General features: G+C 34.9%; 8 protein-coding genes. 1 reads left to right on the top strand and 7 read right to left on the bottom strand.

The genetic code is table 11. The annotated features are described in order from the left end of the window. The first annotated feature begins 149 nt into the window (after positions 1–149). Entirely contained in the window at positions 150–1,067 is a 918-nt protein-coding gene (locus ACFSC2_RS05115; protein WP_379816640.1) for a bifunctional helix-turn-helix transcriptional regulator/GNAT family N-acetyltransferase, read from the top strand. 129 nt (positions 1,068–1,196) lie between these two features. Here the strand turns inward: ACFSC2_RS05115 and ACFSC2_RS05110 are convergent, their stop codons facing one another. From ACFSC2_RS05110 to ACFSC2_RS05080, 7 genes are all read right to left on the bottom strand, one after another. Continuing rightward, entirely contained in the window at positions 1,197–2,696 is a 1,500-nt protein-coding gene (locus tag ACFSC2_RS05110) for an aminotransferase class V-fold PLP-dependent enzyme (protein ID WP_379816641.1), read from the bottom strand. A gap of 20 nt (positions 2,697–2,716) precedes the next feature. Then, positions 2,717–4,723, bottom strand: coding sequence for a protein-disulfide reductase DsbD family protein (locus ACFSC2_RS05105; protein WP_379816642.1), 2,007 nt, complete (start codon positions 4,721–4,723; stop codon positions 2,717–2,719). Positions 4,724–5,085: 362 nt separating this feature from the next. Next, complete coding sequence (locus ACFSC2_RS05100; RefSeq protein WP_379816643.1) at positions 5,086–7,887, bottom strand: M16 family metallopeptidase; 2,802 nt, start codon at positions 7,885–7,887, stop codon at positions 5,086–5,088. A gap of 139 nt (positions 7,888–8,026) precedes the next feature. Next, the gene (locus ACFSC2_RS05095; RefSeq protein WP_379816644.1) at positions 8,027–9,178 is read right to left on the bottom strand and encodes a redoxin domain-containing protein; all 1,152 of its coding nucleotides are present in this window, start codon (positions 9,176–9,178) and stop codon (positions 8,027–8,029) included. Between the two features lie 224 nt (positions 9,179–9,402). Continuing rightward, positions 9,403–10,602 (bottom strand): redoxin domain-containing protein, encoded by a 1,200-nt coding sequence (locus ACFSC2_RS05090; RefSeq protein WP_379816645.1) that lies wholly within the window; start codon positions 10,600–10,602, stop codon positions 9,403–9,405. Positions 10,603–10,663: 61 nt separating this feature from the next. Beyond that, positions 10,664–12,070, bottom strand: coding sequence for a RagB/SusD family nutrient uptake outer membrane protein (locus ACFSC2_RS05085; protein ID WP_379816647.1), 1,407 nt, complete (start codon positions 12,068–12,070; stop codon positions 10,664–10,666). 17 nt (positions 12,071–12,087) lie between these two features. Further along, entirely contained in the window at positions 12,088–15,660 is a 3,573-nt protein-coding gene (locus ACFSC2_RS05080) for a SusC/RagA family TonB-linked outer membrane protein (protein WP_379816648.1), read from the bottom strand. Positions 15,661–15,829 lie beyond the last annotated feature (169 nt).

The following is a 15,829-nucleotide window of genomic DNA, read 5'->3' as shown; positions in this document are numbered from 1 at the left end:
AAATAACACTTTTATTATAACATTAACACCTTACAAATACTGGTTTTTTTAATTAAAATAGAACAATTTTTATGTTTTAAAATTTAAATTAGTTGACAAAAGCAACTATTTTTATATATTTGCATTTTACAATACAATTTTTAAGATCTATGACTACAACAACTTCAAAAATTAGGAGTTTTAACCGATTCTATACTGCACATTTAGATATATTAAGCCAGCACTATTTGGATAGTGATTATTCGTTGACCGAAATACGTATTCTTTACGAAATCAGCGAAAGCAAAATAATAACGGCACAGAAAATCACTGAAATTTTAAATCTCGACAAAGGATATTTAAGCCGAATTTTAAAACGTTTTTTAAAAGAAAATTTAATCGTAAAAGTAGCTTCGTCAGAAGACAAACGTGCGTTCAATATTAAACTGACTGATATCGGAACCGAATTACTAGCTGTTTTAAATACTAAATCGGAAAATAAAATAGAAGGTAAAATTGAAAAACTAAATCCGTCTGAAAAAGAAATTTTAGTTAACTCGATGCATACCGTAAAAAATCTGCTTACAGAAAATAGAATTGCAAAAGAAGATATTACTTATCGTCACGAAATTACTCCTGGAGATATTGGTTATATTATTCATTTGCACGGCGCTATTTATGGAAAAGAATACCATTTTTCGAGCGATTTTGAGAAATATGTGATCAAAACTTTTTACGATTTCTTAGAAAAATATTCTCCTGAAAATGACCGTATCTGGATGGCAGAATACAATAACAAAATTGTTGGCTGTGTTGCAATTATACATCAGCCCAATGAAGAAGCGCAATTGAGATGGTTTCTTCTTGATCCTGCCTTTAGAGGTCTCGGAATTGGTAAAAGACTCTTAACCGATGCTGTCGATTTTTGCAAAGAGAAAAAATTCAAAAATGTATTTCTTCTTACTACAAGCCTTCAGAATAAAGCGCTCCAAATGTATAAAATGGCAGGATTTGAACTTACAATGTCTGAGGAAGTACAGGAATGGGGAAAAACGTTTTATGAAGAGCGATATGATTTGAAACTTTAGCTGGAGATTGATCGATACAATTTGCAACAAAGGCTTTAGCCAAAACTTAAAAGTTCGGCTAAAGCCTTTTAATTCATAATTAATTATTTTTATCCTCAGCTAAAGCTGGAGGCAAATTCACTAAAAAAATTAATCCAAAGAAAACCATTCTTTGACCTCTTCTTTAATAGTTTCTTCAACCATTAAATTATCAAACTCGTTTGTGCAAGGATTGTATTGATACACCTTTTTCCATTCTTCAATATTTGAAACAATATTTTGAATAGCATTGCAAATAAACAAAAGCTCCTCGTTTGTCATTGTTGGATGAAGTGAAACCCTTACCCATCCTGGTTTTTCAGTCAAATCTTTTTCGAGAATTCCTTTTGTAATTGCATTTGATTTTTCTTCATCGATATCAAACAAATAATGTGCGTATGTACTCGCGCACGACCAGCCGCCTCGAACCTGAATTCCGAAGCGATCGTTTAAAAGTCTTACGATTAAGTTGTAATGAATGTTTTCTACAGTAAAAGAAACACAACCGATTCTTTCGGTTTCTAAATCTCCTAAAATCTTTAATCCTGAAATTTTCTTTAGTTCAGAAAAACAAATATCCAGCAGTTCTTTTTCTCTTTTTTTCATGTTTGCAACGCCCATTTGTTCTTTCAATTCCAAACACAAAGCCGTTCGCATTACCTGCAAAAATCCCGGGGTTCCGCCATCTTCTTTGACTTCGATTGCGTCGCTGTAATAAAAACCGCCCCACGGATTGGTACATTTTACATTTCCACCGCCAGGATTATCTGGAAAACTGGCTTTGTATAATTTTTCATTAAAAACTAAAATACCGCAAGTTCCAGGTCCGCCCAAAAATTTATGAGGCGAAAAGAAAATGGCATCCAATCTTTCTTCTGTATCTTCTGGATACATATCAATTTTGACATACGGCGCAGAAGCAGCGAAATCTACAAAACAAAAACCGCCATTTTGGTGCATGATTTTGGCTAATTCGCGATAAGGCGTAATGATTCCTGTAACGTTGGAACAGGCAGTAAACGAACCAATTTTTAAACTTCTGTTTTCGTATTTTTTTATTTCTAAAGCCAAAATCTGCGGATCAATCAAATTGTCTTTTCCTGCTGGTAAAACCACCACATCAGCAAGCGTTTCGTACCACGGAACTTGATTAGAATGATGCTCCATATGTGTAATAAAAACAACTGGTTTTTCACTTTCGTGAAGAAGCTCCACATTATAAATATTATCTTTAGAACGCAGTCCGATAATGCGCTGCAACTTAGACAAGGCCGCTGTCATTCCCGTTCCTGTCGCCACAAGACAATCAGATTCAGAAGCATTTACATGATCCTTTATTATTTGTCGGGCATATTGATAGGCATAAGTAGAAGCTTTTCCTGTCTCGCTCGAAAAAGAATGCGTGTTGGCAATCATGGGGCCAATTTTTCGCATCATTATATCTTCAATCGGAAAATACAAACGACCACTCGCAATCCAATCGGCGTACAATACTTTTTGAGTTCCGTACATCGTCTCAAAAGTATGATTGTTCCCAATTGTATTTTCTCTAAATTTTGAAAAATAGTTTTCTAAATCTGTGACCGAGACTTTCTTCAAATTTGTTTCCATTTTTTATTCTTTAAAAACGATTATTTTTTGAAGTTTTTGATTCCAGATTGCAGCCAATTGTAATATTCCTCAATATCTGGATTGTATGCTGAAGGTTCTGTTAAATTCTCACTTTTATGATCTACAATAACATAAAACGGCTGTGCATTGGCTTTGTACGTTTTAATTTGAAGATCGCTCCATTTATTGCCGATTGTTTTAATTTTCTTTCCGGTAGTTTCAGAAACGTATTGCTCGTTTTCTGGAAGTTCTTTTTTATCGTCTACGTAGAGCGAAATCAAAACAACATCATTATTTAAAACGCCCAAAACTTTAGGATCTGACCAAACCAATTCTTCCATTTTTCGGCAGTTTACGCAGGCAAATCCTGTGAAGTCTAATAAAACTGGTTTTCCAGCTTTTTTGGCGAATTCCATTCCGCTGTCATAATCATGAAAAGTGATAATATTATGCGGTCCGTATGCTGCTCCTTCAGGAAGTGAACCTTCTTTTTTTACTTCCGAATTACTCGAAACGCCCAATCCATTTGGCGATTCGCTGTAATGCATGGGAGGCGGAAAACCGCTGATTAGTTTTAAAGGTGCGCCCCAAAGTCCGGGAATCAAGTAAATTACAAAACTCATAACGATCAATCCAAAACTTAATCTTCCGACTGAAATATGATTTAAAGGCGAATCGTGCGGCAATGTCAATTTTCCGAATAAATAGAAAGCCAGCGCCCCAAAAACGGCAATCCAAATTGCTAAGAAAACTTCTCTTTCCAGCCAATGCAATTGCAGAACCAAATCGGCATTAGATAAAAATTTAAACGCCAGAGCCAGTTCCAAAAATCCTAAAACAACTTTTACGGTATTCAGCCATCCGCCCGATTTTGGAAGTGCATTTAACCAACCCGGAAAAGCAGCAAATAATGAAAATGGAAGCGCTATTGCGAAAGAAAACCCAAGCATTCCGACAATTGGCGCAATGCCTCCTTTTGAAGCTGCTTCGACTAATAGAGTTCCCACAATAGGTCCTGTGCAAGAAAATGAGACGATTGCTAATGCCAAAGCCATGAAGAAAATTCCAATTAATCCGCCTCTGTCTGCCTGCGAATCTACTTTATTGGCTAAAGAATTGGGAAGCATAATTTCGAATGCACCCAAAAATGAAACTGCAAAAACAACCAATAAAATAAAGAAAACGACATTGAACCAGACATTTGTAGAAAGCGCGTTCAGCGAATCGGCACCAAAAACAGCCGTCACGATCGAACCTAATAAAACGTAAATAATAATGATTGAAAAACCATAAATCAAGGCGTTACGAATTCCGGCCGCTTTACTTTTACTTTGTTTGGTAAAAAAACTCACCGTCATAGGAATCATCGGAAAAACACAAGGCGTTAATAAAGCCGCAAATCCTGATAAAAAAGCTAAAATAAAAATGGTCAGTAATCCTCTGGATTCTGTTTTCTTTGGTGAATCTGGAACTGCTCCTTGTACTTTTTCTTCAGTTTGAACAATTGTTTTTTCTTCTGAAACTACAGAATCTTCTTTTACAATTGGAGTTTCTTCGGCGGAAGCTGCTTTCTTTTCACTCGGAATTTTAAACGTTAATTCTTCAGTCGTTGGCGGTAAACAATTACTGTCATCACAAACCATAAAATCAACAGAAGCAATGACTTTGGAAATTGGTGCTGCATTGAATTTTATTTTTTGGGTAAAAAGTGCTTTTCCTTCAAAATATTTAATTTTCATATCGAAGATTTTATCCACTACTTCGTGTCCTTTTTCTTCGGTTGTTTTTCCGATTAAATCGAAATTTTTATTTGGATTATTGAATGTAAAAGCGGTTTTTGACGGTCCGCCTTCTTCAATATATTGCCCGTACAAATGCCAGCCCGATTGTATTTCGGCCTGAACTTTTAAAAGATATTCCTGATCGGAAATTTTCTCAACTGAGGTTTTCCATTTTACTGGATTATACATTTGTGCAGACATAAGACCGCTGCACAAAAGAAATATTGCGATGATTATTTTTTTCATTTTTTGATGGTTTAAAAAAAAAGAGCTGTCGGCAAAAACAGCTCTTCTGTGTCTTTCACAAGAAAATTGCTTACTAATTCAGATTTACTTAAAAATGATGAAAGACGTCTATTAAAATTAAGTTTGGATTTTAAAACTTTGCTGAGCCCCCTCTTTCCTCAGGATGACAAGCTTAGTGGCTGCTTTGACAAAATTGAATAATGCAGAATTTTTAAACACATAGAAACATAGTTTTACTTTATCTGTAAAAAGGCGTTTCACTAGCATCAATTCACATAGCTATGTGTGAGAAATAAATTTCTTTTTTACTCCTTTTTATTTCATTTCAAACAAAAAAACTATGTCTCTATGTGTTAAAAATTTTACTTCAAAGGATTTCCATCTTTATCAAGAGAACCCGATTTGATGATAATCATTTTATCCAATTGAATGTATTTTTTGATCGCATCGTTTACTTCTTTTAAAGTCACTTTTTCGATGTCTTTTGGATATTGCTGTATATAATCCGGCTCTAAACCTCTTTCTATAAAACTCAAAATCGTTCTGCTCATTCCGGCTGTTGTAGACATTCCGACTTTAAAACTTCCGATTAAGTTGCTTTTTTTGTTTTCTAATTCGTGCGCTGTGATGCCGTCTTTTACCCATTTATCAACCTGAACCATTGTAGCGTCCAACCCTTTTTGAAACAAATTTGGGTTGAATGAAGCATTTACGTACCAATAGCCGCCCGTCAAGATATTACCGCCTATTCCAGATGAAATGCTATACGTTAAACCGTCATTATCACGAACCGTCTGCATCAAACGTCCTGCAAAACCGGCTCCCAAAGTATAATTGGCAATGTAAAACGGAATATAATCGGCATCGGCTCTTTTTAAACCTGTATATTGCCCGATGTACAATTCGGCACTTGGTTTTTCTGCAATTGTAATTACTTCTGTTTTTGAATTGGCTTTTACTGCTTCTTCAAATTTTAACTTTTCGGTTACGCCGCCTGTCCAGTTTTTGAAATATTTTTTTAAAGATGCGCTTAAGTTTGCTCCCTCGGTATCACCAACAATGACTAAATGCATAGAAGCGGGACCGAAATATTTTTTATGAAATGCTTTTACTTCTTCTAAAGAAGCATTTTTGATATTTTCTAAATCAGTTTCAACGCTTAAATCGTAATTAAGATTTCCTTTTGGATAAATCGCCTGTGTCAAAGCAATATCTCCTCTTCTTCCCGGATCATTCAAACTTTGCTGTGTATTTCCTGTAAACTGCTGTTTTAGATTTTCAAATTCTTTCGCATCAAACAACGGATTTCTCAATTCTTCTGCCAATAAAGAAACAACCTCATCTAAGTCTTTTTTCAAACATTTAAAACCAATATTGATTTTTGTTGTCGAAGCATTTACATTTATGCTTACGCCTAATTTTTGAAGCTTTTGCGAAAACTTAAATTTGTCATTTAAAGTCGTTCCTTTTGACAACATCGAAGCCGTTAAAGCTGGAATCATCGCATTTTTAGTTTCGTTTGCATACTTTCCTGTTGAAATACTAGCCGAAACGGTAACGAAATCTTTTGCTGCCGTTTTTACAGAAACCACATCAATTCCCGCCGCTTTTTCTCTTTTGAAAGCTGATCCATTTTTTTCGACTAAAACATCTTTTAAGTCTTCGATAGTATTTTCATTTGAAATTTCATCCTTTAATGAAATTAAATTTCCTGAAGTTTTTTCTATAGGATTATGATTGGCATCTCTGTAATAAAACGGTCCGTTTTCTGGCATAAAATGATTGGCACTTGCCTGATCTTGCGAGTTATTATCACCTGATTGTTTCGGAATAAAATACCCTGTTGTACTTTGATCTTCCACCAAATATTTCTGCGCCACTCTTAAAACATCGGCCGGAGTTACTTTTTTAAGTTTGTCAACTCCCGTAATATAATCTGTCCAGTCGCCTGCTGCAATCGCTTCATTTAATCCAGAAGCAATTACGCCAGAACCGTCACGGCTCAAAATTGTCTGTGCACTGATTTGTGCTACAACGCGATTGATTTCTTCCTGCGTTACTCCTTCTTTCTGAATCATCGCTACAACTTCGCTGATTTTTGCGTCAATATCTTCGTGCTTAGACGTTAACGGAAATCCAACGCCGATCGTGAAAAGTCCGACTTCTTTAAAGTTTGTCGCGCTTGCGTAAGCGTAAATTCCTAAACGCGTATCTACAAACGTTTTATTTAAAATCGCCGAAGGTCCAGAACCGATAATTTCGCCCAAAATATTCAAAGCTGGAAGATCTTCGTGCAAAGCGCCCGGAATTTTATATGCTTTATTGATAACACCTAATTCTCCTGGTTTTTTCACTACAATTTTTCTCGGACCATATTGCTCAGGTTCTTCTGTATAAGGCTGTGGCATTGGGTTTGGCGCTTTTGTAATTTTACCGAAATACGTTTCTATTAACTGAAAAACATTTTCTTTTTTAAAATCTCCAATAATCGTCAAAGTGGCATTATCTGGCCAATAATAGGTATTGTAGAAATTACGTAATACCTCGATTGGTGCTTTTTCGATATCTGATTTCCAACCAATTGTAGAATGATGATACGGATGCGCGATATAAGCCGAAGCCCAGATTTCTTTATCCAGTAAACTGTTTGGGTCGTTTTCGCCGCGTTCAAATTCGTTACGAACTACCGTCATTTCGGCTTCTTTATCTTCTTTCAATAATAAAGAATTACGCATTCTGTCGGCTTCGATCTGCAAAGCCAAACCAATTTTGTCGCTTGGTAAAGTTTCAAAATAATTGGTTCTGTCGTACCAAGTTGTCGCATTTAATTGTGCTCCTGTATTTTGCAAAACATCTGTAATCGTGTTATCGTTTTTTTTGTTGAAAGTTGGAGTGCCTTTAAACATCAAATGTTCTAAAAGGTGGGTAGATCCCGTGTTTCCCAAAACTTCATTTTTAGAACCCACTCGATATACAATTTGTACAGTTGCAACCGGCGATGCATTGTCTTGAAGTAATAGAACATTCATACCATTTGGCTGGTATAAATATTCTTCAATTCCGCCTAATTCTTTAATTTTCTTAAAGTTATTATTCTTTTCCTGCGCAGAAATAAGGGTGCAGAAAGCTAGTGAGCAAAAGCCCAGAAAGATTGTTTTTTTCATTTTTTGTCTGATTGATTTTTTTAGTTTACAGTACTTCTTTTTAGTGTGCTGTTTTTAAGTAATCCGTTTGAACGTGTTCAAAAAACTTTGACAAAGTCTATGACTGATCACTTAAAAACCGAACACTGAACACTGCCATTTAAGATTTACTGAAAATTTCTTTCAATTTTGTTTGAAGTGCTTCTTCGCGAAGGTTTGAAGCTACAATTTTTCCATCAGGCCCAATTAAGTAATTGGTTGGCACTACAGAAACGCCGTAGATTTTGGCAGCTTCATTTTTCCAGCCTTTTAAGTCAGAAACGTGCGTCCAAGTTAAACCGTCTTTTTCGATTGCTTTCAGCCAAGGTTCTTTTTTATCGTCAAGCGAAATACCTAAAACTTCAAAACCTTTCTCGTGATACGTTTTGTAAGCTTCAACCACATTTGGATTTTCTTTACGGCATGGTCCGCACCAGCTTGCCCAGAAATCTATTAAAACATATTTTCCTTTATAATCTGACAGTTTTACTGCTTTTCCGTTTACGTCTGTTTGCGAAAATTCAGGCGCCACAGCTCCGACCGCTGTTTTTTCGAAAAGATCAACAGATGCTTTTACTTTTTTTCCGTAAAAAGACTGTTTTACTTCTGGCGATAAATCATCGTACATTTTTTTAGCCAACACTGGATTTGGATATTTGATCAATCGATCGTCTAAAACCAAAGCTGCTCCAATACTCGATTTATTTTTTTCAATATAATCTGTTGTGCTTTTATCTGCAATTACTTGAAGATCTGCCCATTTTTTATCCATAAAAACGCGGTGTTCTTCTGATAATTTTCCTTTTGGAATGGCTTTATTTTGTGCATCAACTTTATACAATGAATCTGATAATTGATATAACGGAAATGCTATTTTCTGGATTTTAGCAAATTCATTATTATAAAACGACTGATAAATAGAATCTTGCGTTGCTCCTTCAATTTTACCTTTAAAAATCGAATCTTTTAAAGCTTTAAAAACAATAGTCTCGTTGTCTAATAAAAAGGTTCTGCCGTATTCTGTACCTTTTAATTTTATACTATGCAGCAATGGCTCTGTTACAGATCCTGCAAAAGTAAATTTGCCTTCTACTACTTTTGCAGAATCTACAACTTTGGTACTGTCTCCATAAGTTTCCAGATAAACTAAACCGTCTTTTAATCCTTCGATATTTCCGTTAATGGTATAACCTTCTGCTTTTTTAGAACAAGAAGTTATTGCTGCGGTTAGTGCCAATGTCACTAAACCTGATTTTAATATGGTACTTTTCATATGCTATTTTTTTTATTGCGATGTTTTTTTTAAACACATAGAATCATAGCTTTTGTTTGTCTTAAAAAAGTCGTTTCACTTATTTGAACAAACATAGTGAAGGCTATGTGAGAGCAATGAATTGCTTTTTTTATTCTTTTTTAAGTTTTTCTTTTAAAAAACTATGTCTCTATGTGTTAAATTATTTCTTTGCTGTTAATATTGTTAAAGCTGTCTCTCGTCGGCTACGATTTTAGAAGTTCTTTTAGTTTAGCTTCCAATTCTGCACCTCTTAAATTATCGCCGATAATTACACCTTTACTATCTACTAAATAAGTGGCTGGAATTGCTTTTACGTTGAATGACTTACTTACCTTATCATCATCTAATAAATTGTGCCATTGCATATTTTCCTGAGCTAAGGCTTTCTGCCATGCTTTTTCATCTTTGTCAATTGAAATGCTTAAAATTTCAAATCCTTTACCTGAATATTCAGAATAAGCTGTTTTTAGGTTTGGAATTTCTTTTCGGCAAGGCGCGCACCACGAAGCCCAGAAATCAATTAAAATGTATTTTTTTCCGGCAACAATTTCTTTTGCTGTAAAAGCTTTTCCGTCTTTATCTTTTAATCCGAAATTTGCAACACTTGTTCCAATCAATGATTTTGGATTTAAATCTTTATCTGCCTCTTGTCCGTAGTAACTTTTCTTGGCTGCTGCCGAAAATTGTTCAAAAATCGGTTTTTGTTCTGGCGTAAAATAGCTGTAATTAGTTAGCATAAAAAAGGGTCCCCACCAGGTATCTTTATGTTTTGTAATAAGGGCTAAAGTTGTTTTTTCTACTTTATCAAAAAAAGCTTTTTCTTTTAATTCGAATGCTTTCCATTCTGGAGTATTTGCAATAGAATCGAATGCTTTTTTATCTCCTGAAACTCTTGCTTTACCATAAGCCTCTGTTACCTGCTCAGAACCTTTATGATACTCCTCATAATCTTTATTCAATTCTTCTTTAAAAGCTGTTTCTTTAACATAATAATCATGTGATTTTGAACCTGTAATAACTACATCTTTAAAAGTAATCCATTCTCCTTCTTCTGCCGAAACACTTCCTGCTGCAGTAATTTTTATTTTAGCATTTTCTGCCATAACACTTATACTTCCTTTGCTTTTGTCAAAAATAATATAGAAAAAACGAGGCTCATTTAATTTTCCTGAAAATGAAAATTTCCCTTCTTTTAATGTTGTTTCTGCAACTGGAAGCTCAGAAGTATGTGTTCCTCCTGGAATTAATTTTACGGTTGTTCCGTCTGGAAGTCCAGTGATATTTCCTTTAATTGTATAAGAAGCTGGTTTTGCTGCTGGCTTCTTCTTTTGTGCTTGACCATTGTTTGAAATCATGAACAAACAGATGCACAATCCCAGTATTTTATATTTAATTATATTCATTTGATTGATATTTTAAAAAAACTTCCCTTTAGAGAATCCTAATCAGGAAGCTTTTAAGTTATTATTTTGCTACGTTTTGTGTGATTGTTCCGTTTCCTGGATTTTTTGTTGCGCCTTGCGGGAAAGGCATTGTCCACATATGAGAATCGGAAGATAAAGAATAAGTTTGTCCGTCTTTAACTTTTGAAAAACTTACTTTGTAAACTCCTTCGGCATTTAAACGACGAGCATCTGCAAAAGGAATCAGCCCAAAAATAAGTTCGTTGTTTTTGGTTTTCAAAATAGCATTCATTGCGGTTGTTTTATCAGCCGTTGCAATATCTTGATACGATTCTGGAAGAATACGGGTTTTACGAACTGTATTTAAAACTGCTAATCCTTCGCTCGTTTGTCCCGCACGAACCAGACATTCTGCTTTGATCAAATAAACCTCTACAGTTGTGATTCCTCCAAAATTAAACATACCCGATAGAAGTCTTCTGTAATAGGTTTCTGTACCTACAGTTCTGATTTTCCAGCGGGATAAGAAACGGGCATCTCCAGTTTCAAAACGCTGCGAACGATCTACAGTAATATCATATTCTGCTCTTAAATAATTGTATGCACCGTGACGATAGGTGTAATTTTCAACATAATCATATCCCATTGGAGTTGCCAGCAATGTATAATTATTTGGTGTTTCAAGGAATGTTTTATTTTCGTTATAAAAAGCAGTCCAATCGTACAATTTATTATTTTCTGCTAATGCTAAATCAGCATATTTTAACGCTTCTGTATAATTGTTCATTTGCAAATAAACGCGTGCACTAAAAGCGTATCCAGCTCCTAAATTAGGATGTAACGCAGTCTGAGAAACTTTTGGCAAATACGGAATTGCTTCGTTTACATCTTTCAATATAAAATCATACATTTCCTGAATGGTTACTTGTTTGCTTGGCGCATTAATATCGGCACTTGTAATCAATGGCACTGCTAATTTGGTTGATGCTGTCGATGCTACATATGTATCAGCATAAAAATTAACCAAATTAAAATAAGACATCGCTCGCAGTATCTTTGCTTCTGCCCAAACTATTCTCTTTTGATCTTCTGTAGCTTCAGTCGTGGTCAAAACATTTGCAATAAGTAAATTAAAAGATGAAATTCCGGCATATTGCCCGTAATAAGTAGTTTCGTCAGCGCGATTCAAATCGATACGATCTGCCGTTTCATCCCAAAAATAATTGGCATTTGTTAAGCGGTTATACGAAAGATCTGAAGGAATCTGGTATCTGTCATTCAATAAATTTATTGCCTGCTCCACGTTTACCATCTGATTGGTATATTCGTTACGGATAAAAGCTTCAAAATCGGCTAATGTAGTTGGTATTTTAGATCCTTTTGGCGCATCGTCCAGATAGTTTTCACAAGAGGCAACCGTTAATCCTAATGCTAATACGCACAATATATTTTTATATAAATTTTTCATCGTGAAGTCTTTTTAAATTAGAAATTAACATTTACACCAAAAACAAAACTTGGAGATTGATAGCCGTTTAAAAGGTATTTTGCATCTCTGCTTTTTGCCCAGGTATAAACATTTTCTGCATTAAGATTAAATCTGACATCTTGTATGTTTACTTTTTTCAGAAGGTCCCTTGGCATTTGATATCCCAGCGAAATATTGCTTAATCTCACATTTGAGGCATCTAGAATATTGATGTCTGCATAACGATAAATATCTCTCGAATCTGAAGTAAAATCAGCTTCATATTCGTAAACGGCACGAGGTATATTTGTAAAGGCTTCGTCACCAGGATTTTGCCAACGGTTTACAATATCTTTATTCACCACGCTTATGTCTGTAACATAGCCACCCAACGCATTCGAATAATTATTGTTTAACATTGGTAAAAATGTATTTCTGATTTTATGCCCTAACTCGTAAATAAACAATGCCGAAAGTGAGAAGTTTTTATAATTTACAGATGTATGAAAAGAACCACTCTGATTAGGAACTGTGGATCCGTAATCTTTAATTGCTTCTAAATCTCCCGGATTATAGGTTACTGCTGTTCCCGTAGCATCATAAACCTGCGGCAATCCTGTACTGCTTAAGCCTGCCCATTTATATCCGTAAAGTGAATTATAACTTTTACCCACTCGAGGATAAGCCATCGGATAATCTAATTGTAAAAAGTAAGCCGGAGCTTCTACGTTTACATACGTAACTTTATTTTTGTTGTTAGCATATAAAACTGCTGTATCCCAAGAAAAAGAAGGTGTTTTGATTATTGTTCCTCTTAAACTAATTTCAAAACCTTTGTTGGTCATTTCGCCATTATTCAAATTATAAGTAGAATACCCCCAGCCTTCTGTTGGAATTCCGACACTACTGGCTAATAAATCTTCTCCTTTTTTATTGTAAACATCAAAAGTTCCGCTTAATCTGTTTTTGAACATTGCGAAATCTAAACCTAAATCTGTTGTTGTAGTTTTCTCCCAAGACAATTCTGGATTTGGGCGTGAATTAACAGAACCCTCGATTCCGCCAATATTTGGATTAGAAGAATAATAGGCTGTTAAATATGGAGCAGAATCTTTAGCAATGTTTCCTCCGATACCATACGAAGCTCTAAGTTTAAGCGTATTTAAAAAAGGTACAGCAAAAAAGGCTTCTTTATCAATATTCCAAGCCGCTCCAGTAGACCAAGTTGGTTTGTTTTGATATTTACTGTCTGTTCCCCAAAGGTTAGAACGATCCCAACGTAAACTTCCTGTTACAGAATATCTTCTATCATAGGTATAACTTCCTGTTCCGTAAAGTGATACGTAACGATTGATCAATTCACGAGTGGCAGAGAAATCGTTCAATTCCATTGAACCTCCAAATACACTTCCGTACACTTTAAGTAAATCTGCTTGATTTATTGGTGAGAAAGTTAAAGTTTGATCATCCCAGCCGTAACGTGTATTGTCTGTATATTCTAATTTATTGTGACGAATTTCCATACCGGCAATAGCAGTAACATCATGTTTTTCATTAAAAGTCTGATCAAAATTTAACTGCTGACGGAAATTATAAGCATTAGAAAACTGATTGGTTTCTTTTAAAATATCACCGTAAGGTAAATTGTATACCGCTGCATTATTGGCAATGGTAACCATTTCGTTTACCTGAGATCTTACAGAATATGATTCTTTGTTTCTTAACTCTTTTGTACGATCTGAACTGTATTCGTATTGAAACATTGCATTGTAACTAAATGCATGGCTGAATTTTACATTGAATTTAGCAAAGGTTCTGTTCAGAAAATTTTTAGTTGCTGCCACATTTCTTCCCAATTCGTCCATTGGCGTAATGTCCATACTGTAAAGACCATAATCCTGAAGAGACTGTAGTGTATAATCAGGATAACGAGATGCTGCCGTAGAAGTAAAATAAGAACCATCAGCATTTACTAACTGATTGTAAGGCTGATATTTGAACTGCGGACTAAACGGATCGTAAGTCTGCGTATCACTTTTACTATAATTGATATACGTTCCTACATCTAAAGTCAACCAGCTATTAATTTGAGTTGAATTTTTTAAGTTGATTCCAACCGATTCGTTTTCAGAATATTTATCTTCAAATTTATTTCCTTTGTAAGTTACAGAAGCATTAAAACTATTGGATTCAGATGCTTTTCCTAAACTAATATTGTGTTGTGTAAAATATTGATCACGTTTTGCGTATCGTGCTATATCATCATAATATTTGTACCCTTGCGCGCCTAATGTGTTTAGACGATTGTTCATTTCTGTCTGCGAAATATTACCGGCATAACCGTTTAAAAGCGTATTCATACCTAAGCTTGTAAATGCCGCACTCTGTAATAACGAAGTCGCATAAGCATTTGCTCCCGTTCCCTGAAGATCCGGATTTCCTGCTGCCCAACCTCTTTCTAAGCCAATAATATCTGCCGAATCGGTACGGTTTCCATTATAATTTCTATAAGGAGTTATGGTCATATTACTGGAAAACGAAATAGTTGCCGGTCCTGCTTTTGCTTTTTTAGTGGTAATAACAACTACACCATTTGCTGCGCGCGCTCCGTAAATAGATGAAGCTGCTGCATCTTTTAAAACTGTAATCGTTTCAATATCTTCCAAATTCAGATTAGGAAGATTTTCTTCTAAACTAAAATATGGATTGAATTTCGTATTTTCAATCGGAAAACCATCAATAACATACAATGGCGTTGTTAAACCATTCATAGAAGTTGTTCCTCGAATTTTTCCGTCCTGATATCCAACAATACGTCCTTCTAATATTTTATTTAAACTGCTTAAACGTTGTTCTTTATAATCTGAAGCTTTTAAACTTGAGAATGAACCTGTAGCTTGTTCTGAATTAATATTTTGATATCCTGTAGTCAGCGTTATTCCTTCTAATTGCTGTACATCTTCTTTTAAAACAACGTTAATAACGCTTTTGCCATCAACTTTAATTTCTTGTCTTACATATCCTAAATAGGCAAAAGCCAAAGTAGTTTCACTGCTTACTGCAATGATCTGATATTCACCGTTAAAATCAGTCTGTACACCTCTTCCTGAGCCATTATCAGAAACTGCTGCTCCTACCAAAGGCATACCTTTTTCATCGGTAACACGTCCTTTTACGATAAAATCGGCAACGGCTTTTTTTACTGGAGCAGTTTTTTCTGCTTCCAATTTTTTAGGCGTTAAAATAATATGGTTTCCCGAAACTTTGTAATCAGTGCTGGAGTTATTAAAAATGCTGCTTAAAATAGTTTCTATAGAAGCATTATTTAAATTAATATCAATTTTTCGATCCAAATCAACAGATCTTACATTGTAAACAAATCGGTATTCTGTAGTAAATTCTAGTTTTTCTATCGCTTTTGCTACAGACATATTATTGGCGCTGAAAGAGACTTTCGCTTTTTGGGAATAAGAAACCCCGGCTTGCATAACAGTCAATGTGGTCAATAAAAATAATGTGGTCAATTTCATCTTCAAATCAAATTTCAAAAAAGGCGTGCTGAACCTGATGGTGTTCAAGAGTTTTTTCATACTTTTAAAATGTTTTTTAATGTTGGTTGGTTAGTTTACTGACCGCATTTACTCTACCGGGAAATGTTGGCGCATTTTCCGGTTTCTTTTTTAAATAACGATCCTCTTTCTTCTGGATTTGTGTTACATAGGCTTTTTATTTTTAGATTTTATGATATTAGATTTTAGA

It is taken from the genome of Flavobacterium artemisiae (assembly GCF_042678225.1).
Taxonomy (GTDB): Bacteria; Bacteroidota; Bacteroidia; order Flavobacteriales; family Flavobacteriaceae; genus Flavobacterium; species Flavobacterium artemisiae.
This window is presented reverse-complemented; position numbering and strand designations above follow the sequence as displayed.